Annotated in this window: 15 protein-coding genes and 3 pseudogenes; 7 read left to right on the forward strand and 11 right to left on the reverse strand. The window is 70.6% G+C overall.

Features of this window, described 5'->3' with window-relative positions:
* The first annotated feature begins 14 nt into the window (after positions 1-14).
* The 4 genes from E4198_RS09125 (at position 15) to E4198_RS09140 (ending at position 4,238) form a co-directional block, all read left to right on the forward strand.
* A complete protein-coding gene (locus tag E4198_RS09125) occupies positions 15-476 on the forward strand; it encodes a succinate dehydrogenase hydrophobic membrane anchor subunit (RefSeq protein WP_247597889.1) in 462 nt (153 codons plus the stop codon).
* 34 nt (positions 477-510) lie between these two features.
* Positions 511-2,265 (forward strand): succinate dehydrogenase flavoprotein subunit, encoded by a 1,755-nt coding sequence (gene sdhA, locus E4198_RS09130; RefSeq protein ID WP_136182727.1) that lies wholly within the window; start codon positions 511-513, stop codon positions 2,263-2,265.
* Positions 2,265-3,026, forward strand: coding sequence for a succinate dehydrogenase iron-sulfur subunit (locus E4198_RS09135; protein WP_136182728.1), 762 nt, complete (start codon positions 2,265-2,267; stop codon positions 3,024-3,026). Before sdhA ends, E4198_RS09135 begins: the two co-directional genes overlap by 1 nt.
* A gap of 231 nt (positions 3,027-3,257) precedes the next feature.
* Positions 3,258-4,238, forward strand: a complete 981-nt coding sequence (locus E4198_RS09140; RefSeq protein ID WP_247597609.1) for a peptidase — start codon at positions 3,258-3,260, stop codon at positions 4,236-4,238.
* Between the two features lie 103 nt (positions 4,239-4,341).
* Here E4198_RS09140 and E4198_RS24835 read toward each other — a convergent pair.
* Positions 4,342-4,596: pseudogene (locus E4198_RS24835) on the reverse strand (transposase); the annotation flags it as partial.
* Between the two features lie 75 nt (positions 4,597-4,671).
* On the opposite strand from E4198_RS24835, the gene E4198_RS24840 reads away from it, so the two are divergent.
* Positions 4,672-4,821, forward strand: a complete 150-nt coding sequence (locus E4198_RS24840; protein WP_281728005.1) for an acyl-CoA thioester hydrolase/BAAT C-terminal domain-containing protein — start codon at positions 4,672-4,674, stop codon at positions 4,819-4,821.
* 28 nt (positions 4,822-4,849) lie between these two features.
* Here the strand turns inward: E4198_RS24840 and E4198_RS09150 are convergent, their stop codons facing one another.
* Both E4198_RS09150 and E4198_RS09155 read right to left on the reverse strand, forming a co-directional pair.
* Positions 4,850-6,133, reverse strand: coding sequence for a metallophosphoesterase (locus E4198_RS09150; protein WP_136182730.1), 1,284 nt, complete (start codon positions 6,131-6,133; stop codon positions 4,850-4,852).
* Between the two features lies 1 nt (position 6,134).
* Positions 6,135-6,413, reverse strand: a complete 279-nt coding sequence (locus E4198_RS09155) for a hypothetical protein (protein ID WP_136185281.1) — start codon at positions 6,411-6,413, stop codon at positions 6,135-6,137.
* Positions 6,414-6,534: 121 nt separating this feature from the next.
* Between E4198_RS09155 and E4198_RS09160 the strand changes: the two genes are divergently transcribed.
* Positions 6,535-7,887, forward strand: coding sequence for a D-alanyl-D-alanine carboxypeptidase (locus E4198_RS09160; protein ID WP_136182731.1), 1,353 nt, complete (start codon positions 6,535-6,537; stop codon positions 7,885-7,887).
* A 124-nt stretch (positions 7,888-8,011) separates the two neighbouring features.
* Here E4198_RS09160 and E4198_RS09165 read toward each other — a convergent pair.
* The 3 genes and pseudogenes from E4198_RS09165 to trpS form a co-directional block, all read right to left on the reverse strand.
* Positions 8,012-8,869, reverse strand: a pseudogene (locus tag E4198_RS09165) (YihY/virulence factor BrkB family protein); the annotation flags it as partial.
* A gap of 348 nt (positions 8,870-9,217) precedes the next feature.
* A pseudogene (locus tag E4198_RS09170) lies at positions 9,218-9,715 on the reverse strand (2'-5' RNA ligase family protein); the annotation flags it as partial.
* Between the two features lie 62 nt (positions 9,716-9,777).
* Positions 9,778-10,794, reverse strand: coding sequence for a tryptophan--tRNA ligase (gene trpS, locus E4198_RS09175; RefSeq protein ID WP_136182733.1), 1,017 nt, complete (start codon positions 10,792-10,794; stop codon positions 9,778-9,780).
* A 272-nt stretch (positions 10,795-11,066) separates the two neighbouring features.
* On the opposite strand from trpS, the gene rocD reads away from it, so the two are divergent.
* Positions 11,067-12,272, forward strand: a complete 1,206-nt coding sequence (rocD, locus tag E4198_RS09180; RefSeq protein WP_136182734.1) for an ornithine--oxo-acid transaminase — start codon at positions 11,067-11,069, stop codon at positions 12,270-12,272.
* A gap of 84 nt (positions 12,273-12,356) precedes the next feature.
* Here the strand turns inward: rocD and E4198_RS09185 are convergent, their stop codons facing one another.
* The 5 genes from E4198_RS09185 to E4198_RS09205 all read right to left on the reverse strand — a co-directional run bounded on the left by E4198_RS09185 (position 12,357) and on the right by E4198_RS09205 (position 19,067).
* A complete protein-coding gene (locus tag E4198_RS09185) occupies positions 12,357-13,097 on the reverse strand; it encodes an FkbM family methyltransferase (RefSeq protein WP_136182735.1) in 741 nt (246 codons plus the stop codon).
* A gap of 271 nt (positions 13,098-13,368) precedes the next feature.
* The gene (locus tag E4198_RS09190; RefSeq protein WP_136182736.1) at positions 13,369-14,325 is read right to left on the reverse strand and encodes an ABC transporter substrate-binding protein; all 957 of its coding nucleotides are present in this window, start codon (positions 14,323-14,325) and stop codon (positions 13,369-13,371) included.
* Between the two features lie 43 nt (positions 14,326-14,368).
* The gene (locus E4198_RS09195; protein WP_136182737.1) at positions 14,369-16,411 is read right to left on the reverse strand and encodes an ABC transporter permease subunit; all 2,043 of its coding nucleotides are present in this window, start codon (positions 16,409-16,411) and stop codon (positions 14,369-14,371) included.
* Entirely contained in the window at positions 16,408-17,508 is a 1,101-nt protein-coding gene (locus E4198_RS09200) for a glycine betaine/L-proline ABC transporter ATP-binding protein (protein WP_136182738.1), read from the reverse strand. The genes E4198_RS09195 and E4198_RS09200 overlap by 4 nt, the downstream gene beginning before the upstream one ends.
* On the reverse strand, positions 17,508-19,067 hold the full coding sequence (locus E4198_RS09205) for a GMC oxidoreductase (RefSeq protein ID WP_136182739.1): 1,560 nt from the start codon (positions 19,065-19,067) through the stop codon (positions 17,508-17,510). The genes E4198_RS09200 and E4198_RS09205 overlap by 1 nt, the downstream gene beginning before the upstream one ends.
* Between the last annotated feature and the right edge of the window lie 52 nt (positions 19,068-19,119).

The following is a 19,119-nucleotide window of genomic DNA, read 5'->3' on the forward strand; positions in this document are numbered from 1 at the left end:
CCACTGACATCGAGATGACCGGCAGCAGCGCCGCCGGCTCCGGCGAGCCCTACGGCCCGGACAACCCCGCGCCCGTGATCGAGGCGCCGCGCGCCCGCACCGCGCGCACCCCGAAGTCGACCCGCACGAACTTCGAGCTGTACGGCTGGATCTTCATGCGGCTGTCCGGCATCCTCCTCACCGTCCTGGTGCTCGGCCACCTGGTCATCCAGCTGGTGGTGGACGGCGGCGTGTCGCGCATCAGCTTCGCCTTCGTCGCCGGCCGCTGGGCCTCCCCGTTCTGGCAGGCATGGGACCTGATCATGCTGTGGCTGGCGATGCTGCACGGCGGCAACGGCCTGCGCACGGTGATCAACGACTACGCCGAGCGGGAGAACACCCGGTTCTGGCTGAAGATGCTGCTGTACACCGCGACGGTGTTCACCGTCCTGCTGGGCACGCTGGTGATCTTCACCTTCGACCCGAACATCCGCTGAAGACCGGGCTGAGGCTGAGGTAACAGGTATCGCCATGAAGATCCACAAGTACGACACCGTCATCGTCGGCGCCGGCGGCGCGGGCATGCGCGCCGCCATCGAGTCGACGAAGCGCAGCCGCACCGCGGTGCTCACCAAGCTGTACCCGACCCGCTCCCACACCGGCGCCGCCCAGGGCGGCATGGCCGCCGCCCTCGCGAACGTCGAGGAGGACAACTGGGAGTGGCACACCTTCGACACGATCAAGGGCGGCGACTACCTGGTCGACCAGGACGCCGCCGAGATCCTGGCGAAGGAGGCCATCGACTCCGTCCTCGACCTGGAGAAGATGGGCCTGCCGTTCAACCGCACCCCGAACGGCACCATCGACCAGCGCCGCTTCGGCGGCCACAGCCGCAACCACGGCGAGGCGCCGGTCCGCCGGTCCTGCTACGCGGCGGACCGCACCGGTCACATGATCCTCCAGACGCTGTACCAGAACTGCGTCAAGGAGGGCGTGGAGTTCTTCAACGAGTTCTACGTCCTGGACCTGCTGCTGCGCGAGACCGACGGCGTGAAGCGGACCGCCGGCGTCGTGGCGTACGAGCTGGCCACCGGCGAGATCCACGTCTTCCAGGCGAAGGCCGTCGTCTTCGCCTCCGGCGGCAACGGCAAGTTCTTCAAGGTCTCCTCCAACGCCCACACCCTCACCGGCGACGGCCAGGCGGCCGCGTACCGGCGCGGTCTGCCGCTGGAGGACATGGAGTTCTTCCAGTTCCACCCGACCGGCATCTGGAAGATGGGCATCCTGCTGACGGAGGGCGCCCGCGGCGAGGGCGGCATCCTGCGTAACTCCGGCGGCGAGCGCTTCATGGAGAAGTACGCGCCCGTCATGAAGGACCTGGCCTCCCGCGACGTCGTCTCCCGCGCGATCTACACCGAGATCCGCGAGGGCCGCGGCTGCGGCGCCGACAAGGACCACGTCTTCCTGGACCTCACCCACCTGCCGCCGGAGCAGCTGGACGCCAAGCTGCCGGACATCACCGAGTTCGCGCGGACCTATCTGGGCATCGAGCCGTACACCGACCCGATCCCGATCCAGCCGACCGCGCACTACGCGATGGGCGGCATCCCGACGAACGTCCGCGGCCAGGTGCTCGCCGACAACGACACCCCGGTCCCGGGTCTGTACGCGGCCGGCGAGGTCGCCTGCGTGTCCGTGCACGGTGCGAACCGGCTGGGCACCAACTCGCTGCTGGACATCAACGTGTTCGGCCGCCGTGCCGGCATCGCCGCGGCGGAGTACGCCTCCACGGCCGACTTCGTCGAGCTGCCGGAGGCACCGGAGGCCAAGGTCGTCGGCATGGTCGAGGAGCTGCGCGACTCGGCCGGCACCGAACGGGTCACCGAGATCCGCAAGGCGCTCCAGGACACCATGGACCGCAACGTCATGGTGTTCCGCACCGAGCAGACGCTCAAGGAGGCCGTCGAGACGATCGGCGCGCTGCGCGAGCGCTACCGGCACGTCAGCGTCCAGGACAAGGGCAAGCGGTTCAACACCGACCTGCTGGAGGCCATCGAGCTGGGCAACCTGCTCGACCTGGCCGAGGTCACGGCGGTCTCCGCGCTGGCCCGCAAGGAGTCCCGCGGCGGCCATTACCGCGAGGACTACCCGAACCGCGACGACGTCAACTTCATGCGCCACACGATGGCGTACCGCGAGGTGGGCGACGACGGCACCGAGTCGATCCGGCTGGACTACAAGCCGGTCGTCCAGACCCGCTACCAGCCGATGGAGCGTAAGTACTGATGAGCACTCCCGTGATGGAGAAGACGGAGGGCGAAGAGGCGACCGCCTCACACCTGATCACGGCGACCTTCCGCATCCGACGGTTCAACCCCGAGGTGTCGGCCGAGGCGGTGTGGGAGGACTTCACCGTCGAGATCGACCCCAAGGAGCGCGTCCTGGACGCCCTCCACAAGATCAAGTGGGAGATGGACGGGACCCTGACGTTCCGCCGTTCCTGCGCGCACGGCATCTGCGGATCCGACGCGATGCGGATCAACGGCCGCAACCGGCTGGCGTGCAAGACTCTGATCAAGGACCTCAACCCGGCCAAGCCGATCACCGTCGAGGCGATAAAGGGCCTCACCGTCCTCAAGGACCTGGTGGTCGACATGGAGCCGTTCTTCCAGGCCTACCGGGACGTCATGCCGTTCCTGGTGACCGAGGGGAACGAGCCGACGCGCGAGCGTTTGCAGACGGCGGAGGACCGCGAGCGGTTCGACGACACCACCAAGTGCATCCTGTGCGCCGCGTGCACGTCCTCGTGCCCGGTGTTCTGGAACGACGGCCAGTACTTCGGCCCGGCGGCGATCGTCAACGCGCACCGGTTCATCTTCGACAGCCGTGACGAGGCGGGCGAGCAGCGCCTGGAGATCCTCAACGACAAGGACGGCGTGTGGCGTTGCCGCACCACGTTCAACTGCACGGACGCCTGTCCGCGTGGCATCCAGGTCACCAAGGCGATCCAGGAGGTGAAGCGGGCGCTCATCACGCGCCGCTTCTGACCCTCTCCGGCTCCGCCGAGCCGACCTTGCTGCACGCCCGCTGCCCGCCCCTCGCGAGGGGCGGGCAGCGGGCGTTTTCCGGCCAACTTCGGCCCAGGTCGTTGTCGCGCCCATGACGTTTGTCATGATCAGTGGCACGCTACTTCGAAGTACGTGGACGTCCAGTCGCACCACTCGTCTGCCCGGAGGCCCGACCGCCTCCGAACTCCCCCCATCGCAGAAGGAGTACGCGTGAGACGCACCCGAACCAGCCTGCGCGGCACGGCCGGAGCCCTGCTCGCCGCAGCCGCCCTCCTCACCACCGCCTTCACCGCCACGGCCGCGCCCGCGGACGGGCCGCCGGCCACCGTGCACGACGCCCGGCACAGCGCCGAGGGCTTCTGGACCGCCGAAAGGATGCGGAACGCACAACCGCTCGACCTGCTCGACGTCGCGCCCGGCGACGTGTCCGGCGAGGCCGTGACGCGCGGCGAGAAGCGCACCGTCGCTCCGACGCCCGCCCCGGACGGCGGGCCGATCGGGACCCGGGCGTTCCCCGAGGGCGGCGGCCCGTGGACCGGTGGCGGCGACGTCGTCACCACCGCCGGCCGGGTGTTCTTCACCTACGGCGGCCGCACCGCCTCCTGCTCCGGCAACGCCGTCACCAGCGACAACAAGTCCACCGTGATGACGGCCGGCCACTGCGTGAAACTCGAGGGCGCCTGGCACACCGACTGGGTGTTCGTCCCGGCCTACCACGACGGGCAGTCGCCGTACGGCCGCTGGTCCGCGTCCGAACTGCTGGCCACGCCGCAGTGGGTGGCCAGCGAGGACATCAACTACGACATCGGCGCGGCGGTCGTGGAGCCGCTGGGCGGGCAGCTGCTCACCGACGTCGTCGGCGGCCAGGGCCTGGCGTTCAACACCGGCTACGACCTCGACATGTACGCCTTCGGCTTCCCGGCCGCCGACCCGTACGACGGCGAGACGTTCGTCCACTGCAGCGGGACGACGATCCGGGACTTCCTGCTCTCCAGCGACCACGGCATGAACTGCGACATGACCGGCGGCTCCAGTGGCGGCCCCTGGTTCACACAGTTCGACGAGGCGACGGGGACCGGCCTGCAGTCGTCCGTGAACAGCTTCAAGTACACCTTCCTGCCGAACTACATGTTCGGCCCGTACTTCGGAGCCGACGCGGAGAACCTCTACGAGACCGCCCAGGCGAGCTGACCTCCCCCGGCGGCGGTGGTCCGGCCTCCACGGGAGGCCGGACCCTCACCACCAGCCCGTGATCTCGCGGAGCGCCGTGTCCCCCGGCACACTGAGCCCATGGTCGGCCCCATACTCCGGCCCGCGACCAGATGAGGAACCGCCGGTGGGCGGTGGACTTCGATATGCCGAAGCAGGGCGGCAGTGTCCGCCAGGCACATCCGCTGACCAGGACGTAGATGATGGCGGCGAACACCGTCTCATCAGGCGTGTCCTGCGCCCCGCCGCCCTGCGGCCGGACCCGCGAGGGAGGGATCAGCGGCTTCGCGATCTCCCACAGCCCGTCCGGAACAATCCATCTCCACCTAGCCCGCCCCATGCCCAGCTCGACGACGCCTCACCACATAGGACACGGACTTATCTCTCCGAACCTCTCGCGAAGAGGCACCGGCTGCTGACCTACGAGAAGGCGGGACACTTCGTGTCCGGGCCGCCGTACCTGCCGGAGGCGAAGCCCGGATGGCGGTACGGCGGCACGCGTGCCGCGAATGCGGCGGCGAAGGCGGACGCCTGGCCCGAGGTGCTGAAGCTGGTGCGGGAGTGATGACAGTACGGCGGAGAGGCGGCGGGGTTCAGGCGTCGGGTGAGGAGAGGGTGACGACGGTGATGTCGGACTCGGCCCCGACTCGGACCGGCGGGCCCCACGTACCCGCGCCGCGGGTGACGTACAGCTGCGTGTCGCCGTAGCGCTCCAGCCCGGCGACCGTGGGGTTGGGCAGTTCGGCCAGATATGGGCCCGGCCAGAGCTGGCCGCCGTGGGTGTGGCCGGAGAGCTGGAGGCCGACGTCCCACTCGACAGCGTCGTGGATCTGCACCGGCTGGTGCGCCAGCAGCACGGAGGCGCGGGCCGGGTCCCGGTCGCCGAGGGCGGCCCGGAAGTCGGGCCCTTCGCCGGCCCGCTCCCCCTCGACGTCGTTGACCCCGGCGAGGTCGAAGCCGGGCAGCTCGCGCCGCTGGTTCTCCAGTGGGTGGATGCCGAGGTCGCGCAGGTGGTCGATCCAGGACCGGGCGTCGCCGAAGTACTCGTGGTTGCCGGTGACGAAGAAGGAGCCGTGCCGGGAGCGGAGCTGCGTCAGCGGTTCCGCCGCCGGGCCGAGGTCCGCCACGGTGCCGTCGACCAGGTCGCCGACGATGGCGACCAGGTCCGGCTGGGTAGCGTTGATCGCCTCCACGATGCGCCGGGTGTGGGCGCGTCCCAGGATCGGGCCGAGGTGCACGTCGCTGACGACGGCGATGCGATAGCCGTGGGCGCGGCGCGGCAGCCTGGGCAGGGTTACGGTGACGCGCTTGGTGGTCGGGCCGTTGAGGACGCCGACGGTGCCGGCGGTGACGGTGCCGGCGGCGAGAGTGGCGGCGCCGATCGCGACGGAGCGGGCGACGAACAGGCGGCGGGAGGCGTCCTGGGACCGGTCCGTCCGGGCCGCTTCGGGGGCGGCGGCCCCCGAAGCCTCCGGTGCGCCGTCGGGGGCTTCGCCCCCGGTGCCACGGACCGGGCGTCGCTCGGCGCCCTGGAGCGCAGGGGCTTCGACGGGAGTCGGTCGGCGGGCCAGGGCGCGGAGGAGCAGGGGACGGACGAGTTCGCCGAGGAGCAGGGCGAGGGTGAGGTAGAGGAGGAGGGCGAGCCACAGGTAGCCGGGCCACGCGAGGACGCGTTCGACCGCGAACGGCGCCCCTGAACGGCCGACGGTCAGCGTGGCGACGGTGGTGGCGGGGAGCAGCCACACCAGCACGGTGCCGGTGCGGCGCCACGGGCCGCCCTTGCGGGAGACGTCCTTGACCAGCCGTCTCCACAGGTACCAGTGGACGGCGACCAGGACGGTGAGGACGGAGACGCCGATCAGCAGAGCGAGGGCCATGTCAGCGCTCCGCTCCGGTGCCGGTGCCCGCGTCCGGCTCCCGCCGTCCGCGCGGCCCTCGCAGGCCGAGCAGCCCCCGCAGTCCGAGTACGCCGATCGCCGTGCCCAGCAGGAAGGAGGCGACGGCGAGCGTCAGGTGCACCCAGAAGTACGCCGTCGGGTCGCCGTCCTCGAATGCCAGGCCGCTCGCGTCCTGCACGAGATTGCGGACGAAGGTGATCCAGATGAACCAGGACCAGACGCCGAAGGCGAGCAGGAACCAGGAGACGCGGCGGGTCATGACGCGGGGCTGGCACATGGGTCAAGTATGGCTATCGGCCTAATACCGTCGCCGTTCGGGGCGACAGTGCCGGGTAACGGGCCCCGCAAGGTCCCCAGGGGATGAATGTGCCTGTACGTTCATGTGTGTGCCGACGACCTCAACTGCTTCGCGCCCGCGCGGTCTCCGCCGCGCGCGCCTCCTCGCGCTCGCCGCTGCCACGCTCCTGACGGCCAGTTTGCCCGTCCCGACAGCATATGCGGCCCCCACCGGGGAGGAAAGGGACAAAAAGAAGCCCCCGGCTCAGATGTCGACCATCGGCGGGGCACGGCTCGGCGAGCCGGGAACCCAGGTCGATCCCCGGCCGGGGGCCGACGCCCCCAAGGTGCCGAAGAAGCTGACGGCCCGCTCCTGGATCGTGGCCGACGCCGAGACCGGGCACGTGCTCGGCGCACACAACGCGCACTGGAAACTCGCACCGGCCAGCACCCTGAAGATGCTCTTCGCCGACACGCTGCTGCCGAAGTTCCCCAAGGAGATGGAGTACGAGGTCACCCCCGCCGACCTCGCCGACGTCGGCGAGGGCAGCAGCCTGGTCGGGGTCAAGGAGGACCACACCTACACGGTGGAGGATTTGTGGCTCGGCGTGTTCCTGCGCTCGGGCAACGACGCGGTGCACGTGCTCTCGGCCATGAACGGCGGGATCGGCCGGACCGTGAAGCAGATGAACGCGCACGCGAAGGAGCTGCGCGCGCTGGACACCCACGCGGTCAGCCCGGACGGCTACGACATGCCCGGGCAGGTCTCCTCCGCCTACGACCTCACCCTCATCGCGCGGTCGGGCATGCAGAAGGCCGATTTCCGCGAGTACGTCTCCACGGTCCGCGCCCAGTTCCCCGGTGAGTGGAAGAAGAAGAAAGGCAAGGACGGGGAGAAGAAGCGGAAGCACTTCGAGATCCAGAACACCAACCGGCTGCTGACCGGCAACGGCATCGAGGCCTACCCCGGCATCGCCGGGGTGAAGAACGGCTACACCTCGAACGCCGGCAACACGCTCACCGCCGTCGCGGAGCAGGACGGCCGCGTGCTGCTGGTCACCGTGATGCACCCGGAGGACGGCCACCTGAAGGTCTACGAGGAGACCACCAAGCTGTTCGACTGGGGCTTCGCCGCCGCGGACGCGGTGCGGCCGGTCGGAGAACTGGCGCCGCCGGCGACCCCCGAGACGGACGCCAAGCCCGGCGCGGACGGCGAGGCCGGCGGCAACGAGGGCAGCCCGGGGGGCAGTCAGGACCCGGACGAGGCGTCCCTGGTCGAAGCCGACGACGAGCAGGCGGGCTCCGGCGGGGGCATGAAGATCGCCCTGGGCCTCACGGGCGGGAGCCTGGTGCTTCTGGCTCTGATCGCGTACGTGGTGCACCGCCGCTGGCCGATGGCGCTTCCCGACGTGTCCCGGCTGCGGCGCGGTCCGGGGAAATCGGAGCGGGAGGGCTGATCCTCCCGCCGGGCCTCCCGCGCTCCTTCGAGGCGTCCGCCCCGCCCGGGGCGGGCGCCTCGTCGTCGTCGGCGCCCGACCCGTCTGCGTCCGCGTCCGCCGGCACGGTGTCGGCGCCCTCCTTGCCGCGGATCGGGCGGGACGCGGTGGCCGTCCAGCCGGCGCAGAGGAACAGCAGCTTCGCCATCAGGCTGATCCACAGCAGCAGGGCGATGGGCACGCCGAAGGCGCCGTACATGCTCTTCGCCGCCACACCCTGGAGGTAGCCGCCGAGCAGTGCCTTGAGCAGCTCGAAACCCACCGCGCCCATCAGGCAGGCGGCGATCAGGGAGCCGCGCGGCGGCTCGACGCGCGGCAGCCACTTCAGCACGTACCAGAGCAGCAGGAAGTCCGTGGCGATCGCCGCCCCGTAGCCGCACGCCCGGAGCAGCACGGTGCCGACTCCGCCCTCGACGAGACCGGCGCGTTCGGCGACCCAGCCCACCGCGGCCACCGCGAACGCCGAGCCGGCGACCGACAGCAGTCCGACCAGACCGAGGCCGGCCAGCACCCCGAGGTCCTTGACCTTGAGGAGCACCGGGTTGCCCGGGTCCTCCTCCAGGTCCCACACCGCCCGCAGCGTCTCCCGCAGGGTGCTCGCCCAGCCGACGCCGGTGACCAGCAGCAGCGCGCCGCCGACGACGCCGACGGTGCCCGCGTTGTCGACCAGGGTGTGGAGGTCGAGCTGATCGGCGATGCCGGGGATCTGCGCGGCCATCCAGTCCTGGAGAGCGCTCATCCGGTCGGGTGAGAGGAACGCGGCGCCGACGGCGGCGGCCACCGCCAGCATCGGGAACAGCGCCAGGAAGCTGGTGACGGTGACGGCGGCCGCCAGGCGCGTCCAGTGCCGGGCGTCCAGGTGCTCGTAGGTGTGCCAGAGGCGGGTGCGGAACAGCCAGGCGGCCGCCGGTCCGACCACGGGGAGTCGGGTCAGCCAGTCCATGATCACCGCCTGTTCGCTACGGAACGCACCGCGGGGTGCGCGACGCGTGCGCCTCCTCCCGCCCTGTCGCGTCTGCCCCGGGCGAGCGCGCGTCACACACCGTGGGTGCGGTCAGCCGTGGCGCAGCGCACCGGCGGCCGGCGGCGTGCCGGGACCGAGCGGGGGCGCAGCCAGCGGCCGGCCCGGCACGCCGACGGCCGGGGAGCCGGTCAGCCCGGCCACCGGCGGCGTGTCGAGCGCCGAGACGGTCGGCGGCAGCGGCGCGGGCGCGGCCGGGGCGTGCTCGTGGCCCTGCTGCGGCAGCGGCGTGCGGGGGCGCTGGTCGGTGAAGAGGAAGTGGCGCTGGAGCCGCCAGACACCGTCCTCGCCCTGCTCGTAGAGGGCGAAACCGGTGACCGTCCAGGACGCCTCGAAGTCCGCGAGCTCCTCGTACGCCCGGTCCATCGCCTCCTCATCGATACCGTGCGCGACGGTGACGTGCGGGTGGTACGGGAAGGTCAGCTCGCGGGCGCCGAGCGGGCCGTCCGCGTCCCGCACCCGTTCCTGGAGCCAGCCGCAGGCGGAGCCGCCCTCAACGACCTGCACGAACACCACCGGCGACAGCGGGCGGAAGGTGTCAGTGCCGGACAGCCGCATCGGGAAGGCCCGGCCTGACGTCGCCACCGAGGCCAGGTGCTCCTCGATGGCGGGGCGGGCGTCCGCGTCGACCTGCGTCGGCGGGAGCAGGGTCACGTGCGTGGGGATGCCGTGTGCGGCGGTGTCGCCGAAGCCCGTACGGCAGTCCTGCAGCAGGCTGCCGTACGGCTCCGGGACGGCGATCGATACGCCCAGCGTGACGGTCCCCACGTCGCTCTCCCTTCTCACTCCTGCGGTGCTGCGGCCGGTCTCCCGGGCCGGTTCGGCCGGTGTCAGTGCTTGGCGGGGACGAAACCCACCTTGTCGTACGCCTCCGCCAGGGTCTCCGCGGCGACGGAACGCGCCTTGTCCGCCCCTTCGGCGAGGAGGGAGTCCAGCGTCTCCGGGTCCTCCATGTACTCCCGGGTGCGGGCGCGGAACGGCTCTGCCCATCCCGCGACGACCTCGGCGAGGTCCGTCTTGAGCGCACCGTAGCCCTTTCCGGCGTACCGGTTCTCCAGTTCCGGCACGGAGGCACCAGTAAGAGTGGAGAGAATGGTGAGCAGGTTGCTCACACCCGGCTTGTCGACCACGTCGAAACGGATCTCCGTTTCGGTGTCGGTGACCGCGCTCTTGATCTTCTTCGCGGAGACCTTCGGCTCGTCGAGCAGGTTGATGATGCCCTTCGGCGACGAGGCCGACTTGCTCATCTTGATCGACGGTTCCTGGAGGTCGTAGATCTTCGCCGTCTCCTTGAGGATGTACGGCTGCGGGATGGTGAAAGTCCGGCCGTAGCGGCTGTTGAAGCGCTCGGCGACGTCCCGGGTGATCTCGACGTGCTGCCGCTGGTCCTCGCCGACCGGGACGCGGTCGGCCTGGTACAGCAGGATGTCGGCGATCTGGAGGATCGGGTAGGTGAACAGACCGACCGTGGTGCCCTCGGCGCCCTGCTTGGCGGACTTGTCCTTGAACTGGGTCATGCGCGACGCCTCACCGAAGCCGGTCAGGCAGTTCATGACCCACGCGAGCTGCGCGTGCTCGGGGACGTGGCTCTGCACGAAGAGCGTGCAGCGCTGCGGGTCCAGCCCGGCGGCGAGCAGCTGGGCGGCCGCGAGGCGGGTGCTCTTGCGCAGTTCGGCCGGGTCCTGCGGGACGGTGATGGCGTGCAGATCGACGACCATGTAGAACGCGTCGTGGCCCTCCTGGAGGTCCACCCACTGACGCACGGCACCGAGGTAGTTACCGAGGTGGAACGAGCCCGAGGTGGGCTGGATGCCGGACAGCACGCGAGGACGACGATCATTGGCCATACCGGCATTCTCTCAGAGCGGGCGGCCCCGGCGGGCCCACGGGGCGCGACTCGGACGGGAATCACACCCCCGGTACGCCGTCCGGCGGTGCGGGCCCGGGAGTCGGTCCGGTGGCGGCGCGGTTTCGCAGGGTGACGACCTGCCAAGGATCACCTCCGCGGGTTCACGGAGCGGCTCCGGGGACCGACGATAGAGAGGGCCGGTGCCACACCCGGCGCAGCCGGCCACCTGCCCTACCCAGGTACGAAGACGAAATTCGAGAGGACCCACCCATGGTCGCTTCTTCCGAGCTGATCGCCGCCTCGGACGCGTACAGCGCGCACAACTACCACCCGCTCCCCGTCGTCGTCGCCTCCGCCGACGGCGCGTGGATGACGGATGTCGAGGGGCGGCGCTACCTGGACATGCTCGCCGGGTACTCCGCGCTGAACTTCGGTCACGGCCACCGCCGCCTGATCGACGCCGCCAAGGCCCAGCTCGACCGCGTCACGCTGACCTCCCGCGCCTTCCACCACGACCGGTTCGCCGAGTTCTGCCAGGAGCTGGCCCGGCTGTGCGGCAAGGACGCGGTGCTGCCGATGAACACCGGCGCCGAGGCGGTCGAGACCGCGGTGAAGACCGCCCGCAAGTGGGGCTACCAGGTCAAGGGCGTCCCGCAGGGCAAGGCCAAGATCGTCGTCGCGGAGAACAACTTCCACGGCCGTACGACGACCATCGTGTCCTTCTCCACCGACGAGGAGGCGCGGGCCGACTACGGGCCCTACACGCCGGGCTTCGAGGTGGTGCCGTACGGCGACCTCGCGGCACTGGAGGCCGCGGTCGACGAGAACACCGTCGCCGTGATGCTGGAGCCGATCCAGGGCGAGGCGGGCGTGCTGGTGCCGCCGGCGGGCTACCTGCCGGGGGTGCGCGAGCTGACCCGTGCGCGGAACGTGCTGTTCATCGCGGACGAGATCCAGTCCGGCCTCGGACGGACGGGAGCCACCTTCGCGTGCGAGCACGAGGGCGTGGTGCCGGACGCGTACCTGCTGGGCAAGGCGCTCGGCGGCGGCGTGGTTCCGGTCTCCGCGGTGGTCGCGAACCGCGACGTGCTGGGCGTGTTCAAGCCCGGCGAGCACGGCTCGACGTTCGGCGGCAACCCGCTGGCCTGCGCGGTGGGCCTGGAGGTCGTACGGATGCTGGAGACCGGCGAGTACCAGCAGCGCGCGAAGGAGCTGGGCGAGCACCTGCACCACGAACTGGGCGTGCTGGCCGGCGACGGCGCGGTGCGCGAGGTGCGCGGACGCGGCCTGTGGGCCGGTGTGGACATCGACCCGGCGCACGGCACCGGACGGCAGATCTCCGAGCAGCTGATGGCTCAGGGCGTGCTGGTGAAGGACACCCACGGCTCGACCATCCGGATCGCGCCGCCGCTGGTCATCACCAAGGAGGACCTGGACTGGGGCCTGGACCAGCTCCGCTCGGTCCTCGCGGGCTGAACCCCGCCCGCCCCGGCGACCCGCGGATCGCCGGGGCGGCGCACGGCGACCGCGTCGGGCGCGTGCGCCGCGTCGGCGCGCGTGTCAGGCACGCACGGCGCGCACCATGGAGTACCGGTCCTCCGCCTCAGTCATCGGCGCCTGCTGCGCGTCGACCTCGAAGCCCGCCTCCCGCAGAATCCCGCAGATGGCGTCCAGGCGGCCGTCCATGTCGACGACCTCGGCGACGACCCGCTTCACCCTCGGCCACTGACTCTCGTCGACGCCGCGCAGGACGTCCGCCTCGGCACCCTCCACGTCGATCTTGAGAAGATCGACGATGCGGTCCTCGGGAATGAACGCGGCGAGACGTTCGACGTCCGCGGTGACCTCCTCGGCGTGGTAGTAGTGCTCGACCGTTTCGCGGTCCACCTTCTCCGCCATCTGGTCCTTGGGCAGTTCCTTGATCTCCGGGTGCCGGGTGGAATTCGCCGGGAGAAGCGGATAGAAGGAGAACGTCACGTCCCGCTCCGTCGTGCTCCCGAGCGCGCACGGGTGCAGTGTCACGCCGTCGATGCCGTGCAGTGCCATGTTCTTCTCGAAGAGTTCCCGCGATGCCGGCATCGGCTCGAAGGAAACCACTTCGGCGTCCGGATGGTGCGACTTGAGATACAGGACGAACATGCCGACGTTTCCGCCGGCGTCGAGCACGAAGGGGTGCTCCGGCAGGTCCAGGCCGCCGTAGCATTCCTGCCGGAATATCTCGTTGTAGATGTACTCCATTTCGACAGCGCTCTGCGTGTAGACCTTCAGAGCGCCGTCCCCCAGCTCCACCAGCTCAGCCATCGTCACATCCTCGTGTCAAGCGGCCGAGTCCCGGATGACACACAGAGAATTCCGGCCGAAAAGGGCAATGTCGGGAGATCGACGAAGCCTACTCGCAGGCGCTCACCGAACGGGCCGATCGGCCGACCACCCATACATGCCCTACGCACGACACCTCCCGGCCGTGCCGCTCCCCGGCGTGCGTCGCGTCCCGGACGCCGTTGAGCCCCGCCGACCGGGTCCGGTCGGCGGGGCTCAACGGCGACGGCCCCTCAGGGCCGCGCGCGGTGTGTCACTTCTTGGGGATCCACTGCTCCCAGGTGGACTTGTTGCTCTTGATCCACTCGGCTGCCGCGTCCTCCTGGTCCATGCCCTCACCGGCGATCATCTGGGCGACCTTGTTCTGGTCCTCGGTCTCCCACGCGAAGTTCTTGAGGAACTGCGCGGCCTCGCCGCCGTCCTTCTCGAAGTCGGCGTTGAAGTACTTCTGCAGCATGAGGGTGTCGTAGCCGCACTTGATCGGCTTCGCCTCGAGGCAGCCGTCCTCGTACGGCGGAAGCTCGACCTCGACCATCTCGATCTCGGCGTTCATCCACTGCGGCTGCCACCAGTAGCCGACGAACGGCTTCTTGGCGTCGTAGAGCCGCTTGATCTCCTTGAGTTCGGCGGCCTCGCTGCCAGTCGGAACGATCTTGAAGTTGAGGTCGAGGCTGTTGATCAGTTCCTTGTCGTGCGTGGTGTACGACGGGGCGGCGCCCAGGAACTGGCCCTTGCCGCCGCTCTCGGAGGTCTTGAAGTCCTGCCAGAGCTTCTTCAGGCCCTTCCAGTTCTTCACCTCAGGGTGCTTGTCCGCGTAGTACTTGGGCACGAACCAGCCGATGTGTCCCTCGACGCCGAGGTCGCCGCCGTTGACGACGGTCTTCTTCTCCTCGACGTACAGCTTCTCCTTCTTCGGAACGCCGCCCCAGTCCTCCAGGAGGGCGTCGACGTTGCCGCTGTGCAGCGCGTCGAACGCGGCCGGCTCGTCGAGCTGCTTGACCTCGACGTCGTAGCCCATCTCGTCCTCGAGCAGCTTGGCCGCGACGGCGACGTTGGCCTGCGCGCCGACCCAGGAGGGCTGTGCGAGTGTGACGCTTTCGCCGCCGCCTCCGCTCGTGTCGGTCTTCGCCGCGCAGGCGCTCATGCCGAGCATGCCCACCACTGCGGTGCCGGCCAGGACGGTGGTGCGTATCCGCTTGCTGTTTTTCATGGAATTCCTTCTTCTCTGTTGTGTACGGGAAACAATCCGGGGCCTAGCGCCGCCCGCGGGCGCGCTCGACGGGCTGGGTGACGCGGTCCAGCAGGACGCCCAGGCAGACGATGGCGATGCCGGCCGACATGCCGAGCGCCAGGTTGCTCTTCGCGAGACCGGTGACGACGTCGATGCCCAGCGCACCGCCGCCGACCATGCCGCCGATGACGACCATCGACAGCACCAGCACCACGCCCTGGTTGGTGGCGACGAGCAACGCCCGGCGCGCCAGCGGGAGCTGGACGCCGAAGAGCTGCTGCCGTCCGGTCGCACCCAGCGAACGGGCAGCCTCCAGGGCGGCGGGGTCGACCTTCGCGACGCCCTGCGCGGTGATGCGGACGACGGCGGGGAGCGCGTAGACCACGGCCGCCGCGATGCCGGCCGTGCGGCCGAGACCGAAGAGGGCGAGAACCGGGATGAGGTAGACGAACTGCGGCATGGTCTGCATGGTGTCGAGGACAGGTCGCAGCATGCGTTCCACCCGGCCCACACGCGCGGTGAGGACGCCGAGCAGGAAACCGAACAGCAGCGTGATGGCCAGGCCGGCGAGCACCTGCGACAGCGTGTCCAGGGAGCGGTTCCACAGCCCCATCACCCCGATGAGACCGAGCGCGAGGACGCCGCTGAGCGCGGCGCGCCAGGAGGCGACCGCCCAGCCGAGGGCGGCCGCGAGCAGCAGCACGGCCCACCACGGGGTGGCCAGGAGCCCGTCGCGCAGCGGGTTGAGCACGACGTTGGTGAAGGCGTCGGACCAGGTGAGGGTGCCGCCGATGAGGGGAACGCCGGAACCGGCGTGCGCGGTGAACCACTCGGTCGCCGTCTGCAGCGGATCGGCGATGTCGACCGTCCACGCCTGCGGCCACTCGCGCTCCCAGAGCCGGGCGCCGACCGTGGCCAGCACGGCGGTGAGGACGGCGAGCGCGGCCCACAGCGGGCCGCCGCGCAGCCGGTCCGCCCAGCCGGAGCCGGGGGCGGCGTCCTCGTCGATCCGCTCACCGGCCGCCGCGGTGGTGCGGTCCAGCAGGACGGCCAGCAGGACGACGGCGATGCCGGCGACGAGCGCGTCACCCATGGCCAGGCTCGCCAGCGCCTGGTAGATCTCGTTGCCGAGCCCGCCGGACCCGATGAGCGAGGCCAGCACGACCATCGACAGGCACATCATGATCGCCTGGTTCAGCCCCAGCATCATCTCCTTGCGCGCGAGCGGCAGCCGCGCGGTGCGCAGTCGCTGCCAGGGGCTCGCACCGAGCGAGGCGGAGGCCTCCATCGCCGCGGGGTCGGCGCCGCGCAGGCCGAGGGACGTCAGCCGGGCCATCGGCGGGGCCGCGTAGATCACGGTGGCGACGGCGGCGGACGGCACGCCGATGCCGAAGATCAGCAGGAACGGGATCAGGTAGGCGAACGCCGGCATCACCTGCATGGTGTCGAACACCGGGCGCAGCATCCGCTCGCAGCGATCGGAGAGGCCTGCCGCGAGGCCGAGGAACACGCCGAGGACGGCGGCGGCGAAGACGCAGACCGTCATCAGGGCCAGCGTCTCCATGGTGGGTTCCCACATGTCCAGCACGCCGCAGACCGCGAACGCACCGAGGGCGGTGCCCGCGGTCTTCAGGGACCGGCGGCCGAGGTCCGCCCCGCCTGCGGCCCAGGCGGCCAGGGTGCCGACACCGGTGACCCCGATCCAGCCGAGGGAGAGCAGCAGCGACTCGATCGCATCGACCGCGGCGGTGGCGTTGTTGCTGATGTGCAGCAGGAAGTAGACGAAGACCCAGTGCGAGTCGCGCTTGTCGACGAGCCAGCTGTCGACGTCCCGCAGCGGCGCCTCGACGTCGAACGTCCACGCCTTCGGCCAGGTGCCCTCGCCGAGAACCAGCGCGCTGAGGACGGCCACCAGCAGGGCGGCGGCGACGGCGGTGAACCGTGGGTTGCCGAGGAGCCTCGCGGCACCGCCCGGCGGGCTGCCGTTCTCGTCGCGGCCGGTCGGCGGCTTCGGTGTGGGAGCGGTCTTCGGGGGGTCCGGCCGCTCCACGGCGGGGGCGCTCATGCCGGGGCCACCTCCCGGGCGTCGTTCCGGCCCTCCCCGGCGTCGTCCAGCCGGGCGACGACGGAAAGCAGTTCCTCGTGGCCGACGACGCCGAGCAGCTTCGTGCCGTGCATCACCCGGACCGGTTCGCCGGTGCGGGCGACGGCCTCGATGGCGTCGGAGACAAGGGTGTCGGGGCCGACGGCCGCGCCGGAGCCGGCGGAGTCCGCGCCGCCTGCGGGACGCATCGCGCTGCGCACGGTGACGACCTGCTCGCGCGGCACGTCGCGGACGAAGTCGCGTACGTAGGCGTCGGCGGGCCGGGTGACGATCTCCTCCGGGGTGCCGAGCTGCACGATCTCGCCGTCCCGCATCAGGGCGATGCGGTCTCCCAGGCGCAGCGCCTCGGAGAGGTCGTGGGTGATGAAGACCATCGTGCGGCCCTCCTCGCGGTGCAGCCGGACGACCTCCTCCTGCATGTCGCGGCGGATCAGCGGGTCCAGCGCGCTGAACGGCTCGTCGAACAGCAGCACCTCGGGGTCGACGGCCAGGGCGCGGGCCAGGCCGACGCGCTGCTGCTGACCGCCGGAGAGCTGGCCGGGGCGGCGCTCCCCCAAACCGTCCAGGCCGACCTTGGACACCATCTCGGCCGCCTTGGCGCGGCGTTCGGCCTTGCCCATGCCCTGGATCTCCAGGCCGTAGGCGACGTTGTCGATCACGCTGCGGTGCGGGAGCAGGCCGAAGTGCTGGAAGACCATGGAGGCGCGGTGCCGGCGCAGTTCGCGCAACCGGGTGCGGTCCATGGCGCGGACGTCCTCGCCGTCCATGACGAGTTCACCGGCGGTCGGCTCGATCAGCCGGGTCAGGCAGCGCACCAGGGTGGACTTGCCCGAGCCGGACAGTCCCATGACGACGAAGACCTCGCCCTGCTGGACGTCGAAGGAGACGTCGCGGACGGCGGCGGTGCAGCCGGTGCGGACACGCAGTTCGCCGGCGCTCAGGCCAGCCAGGTCCGTGTTGCCGGGGATCTTGCCGGCCCGTGGGCCGAAGACCTTCCACAGGTTGCGTACGGAGAAGACCGGGCCGGTCTTGGTCGTGGCCTCAGCGGTTTCGGACATCACGCAACACCTCCCGGTGCGTTGTCGGTCGCGGTTTCGTGCGCGGCTCGGATCAGGTCGGCGGCCTTCTCGCCGACCATGAGGACGCCGATCATCGGGTTGACCGCCGGCATGGTCGGGAAGACCGAGGCGTCGGCGATGCGGACGCCGTGCAGCCCGCGGACGCGCAGTTCGGGGTCGACGACTGCCAGGGAGTCGCCGGCCGCGCCCATGCGACAGGTGCCGGCCGGGTGGTAGACGGTGTGCGCGACGCTGCGGGCGTACGCGCTGATCTCCTCGTCCGAGACGACCTCGGGGCCGGGGCACACCTCGCGCGTGAGCCAGTTCGCCAGCGGCGCGGTCTTCGCCACCTCGCGGGCCAGCTTGACGCCGTCGACGAGGGTGCGGGCGTCGTAGTCGTCCTCGTCGGTGAAGTAGCGGAAATCCAGGGCCGGTTTGGCCTCGGGGTCGGCGGAGGTCAGGTAGAGCCGGCCGCGACTGCGCGGCTTGGGGATGTTCGGGGTCATCGACACCCCGTGCTCCGGCTTGGCGTAGCCGATGCGCTCGGGATTGTCGGTGAACGGGATCTGGTAGAAGTGGAACATCAGGTCCGGGCCGGTGGATTCCGGGTCACGTCTGACGAACAGACCCGCGTCCGAGTCCATCGCGGAGTTCTCCGGGATGGGTCCGTCGGTCTCCCAGACGACCACCGACTCCGGATGGTCCAGCAGGTTCTCCCCGACGCCCGGCAGATCGTGCCGGGCCGCGATGCCCAGCGCCTTGAGGTCCTTCGCGGGCCCGATGCCCGAGTGCAGCAGCAGTCGCGGCGTGTCCACGGCGCCGGCGCACACCAGCACCTCGCGGGCAGCGCTCACGAACTGCTCCACGCCGTCCCGGCCGCGAACGTGCACGCCGGTGACGCGGTCACCGTCGAGTTCCAGCCGGTACGCCCAGGTCTCCAACAGGATGTCCAGGTTGGGGCGGTCGCCGGACCGGATGTGCGGGTGGAGGTAGGCCACGGAGGCGGAGGAGCGCTTGTTGTCCTCCGGGTGGTAGGCCAGGTCGAAGAAACCGGCGCCCTCGTGGAAGGGGCCCTTGTTGAAGCCCTCGACGCGCGGCACGTCCAGCGCGGCGGTGGCCGACTCGACGAAGTCCCGGGCGATGGCGTTCCGGTCCCGCTCGTCGACGGCGACGATGTTGTTCTTCAGCTTCCCGAAGTACGGGTCCATCGCTGCGGCGTTCCAGCCGGCCGCGCCGGCCTGCTCCCACTCGTCCCAGTCGGAAGGCAGCGGCTTGAAGGAGATCAGCGTGTTGTGGGAGGAGCAGCCGCCGAGGACGCGGGCGCGGCTGTGCCGGATGTGCGAGTTGCCGCGCGGCTGCTCGGTCGTCGGGTAGTCGTAGTCGAGTTCACCGCCGAGCAGACCGAGCCAGCGGCGCAGGGTGAGCACCTCCGGCCGGTCGATGTCGGACGGTCCGCCCTCGATCACGGCGACCCGGACCGCCGGGTCCTCGGTGAGCCGGGAGGCGATCACGGAACCGGCCGTACCGCCGCCGACTATGACGTAGTCATAGGTGGGCATGTGGGGTTGTGCTCCTCGGGGGTGAGTCCTGTGCTCGGGCCTGACGGGTCAC

Origin of the sequence: Streptomyces sp. RKND-216 (assembly GCF_004795255.1) — a bacterium.
In the GTDB taxonomy this organism is placed as follows: Bacteria; Actinomycetota; Actinomycetes; order Streptomycetales; family Streptomycetaceae; genus Streptomyces; species Streptomyces hazeniae.

What these genes read in the sequence shown, in the direction of transcription:
- E4198_RS09125 (WP_247597889.1), top strand. Translation starts at nt 15, where the DNA reads ATGACCGGCAGCAGCGCCGCCGGCTCCGGCGAGCCCTACGGCCCGGAC.
- sdhA (WP_136182727.1), top strand. Translation starts at nt 511, where the DNA reads ATGAAGATCCACAAGTACGACACCGTCATCGTCGGCGCCGGCGGCGCG.
- E4198_RS09135 (WP_136182728.1), top strand. Translation starts at nt 2,265, where the DNA reads ATGAGCACTCCCGTGATGGAGAAGACGGAGGGCGAAGAGGCGACCGCC.
- E4198_RS09150 (WP_136182730.1), bottom strand. Translation starts at nt 6,133, where the DNA reads ATGGCCCTCGCTCTGCTGATCGGCGTCTCCGTCCTCACCGTCCTGGTC.
- E4198_RS09155 (WP_136185281.1), bottom strand. Translation starts at nt 6,413, where the DNA reads ATGACCCGCCGCGTCTCCTGGTTCCTGCTCGCCTTCGGCGTCTGGTCC.
- E4198_RS09160 (WP_136182731.1), top strand. Translation starts at nt 6,535, where the DNA reads ATGTGTGTGCCGACGACCTCAACTGCTTCGCGCCCGCGCGGTCTCCGC.
- trpS (WP_136182733.1), bottom strand. Translation starts at nt 10,794, where the DNA reads ATGGCCAATGATCGTCGTCCTCGCGTGCTGTCCGGCATCCAGCCCACC.
- rocD (WP_136182734.1), top strand. Translation starts at nt 11,067, where the DNA reads ATGGTCGCTTCTTCCGAGCTGATCGCCGCCTCGGACGCGTACAGCGCG.
- E4198_RS09185 (WP_136182735.1), bottom strand. Translation starts at nt 13,097, where the DNA reads ATGGCTGAGCTGGTGGAGCTGGGGGACGGCGCTCTGAAGGTCTACACG.
- E4198_RS09190 (WP_136182736.1), bottom strand. Translation starts at nt 14,325, where the DNA reads ATGAAAAACAGCAAGCGGATACGCACCACCGTCCTGGCCGGCACCGCA.
- E4198_RS09195 (WP_136182737.1), bottom strand. Translation starts at nt 16,411, where the DNA reads ATGAGCGCCCCCGCCGTGGAGCGGCCGGACCCCCCGAAGACCGCTCCC.
- E4198_RS09200 (WP_136182738.1), bottom strand. Translation starts at nt 17,508, where the DNA reads ATGTCCGAAACCGCTGAGGCCACGACCAAGACCGGCCCGGTCTTCTCC.
- E4198_RS09205 (WP_136182739.1), bottom strand. Translation starts at nt 19,067, where the DNA reads ATGCCCACCTATGACTACGTCATAGTCGGCGGCGGTACGGCCGGTTCC.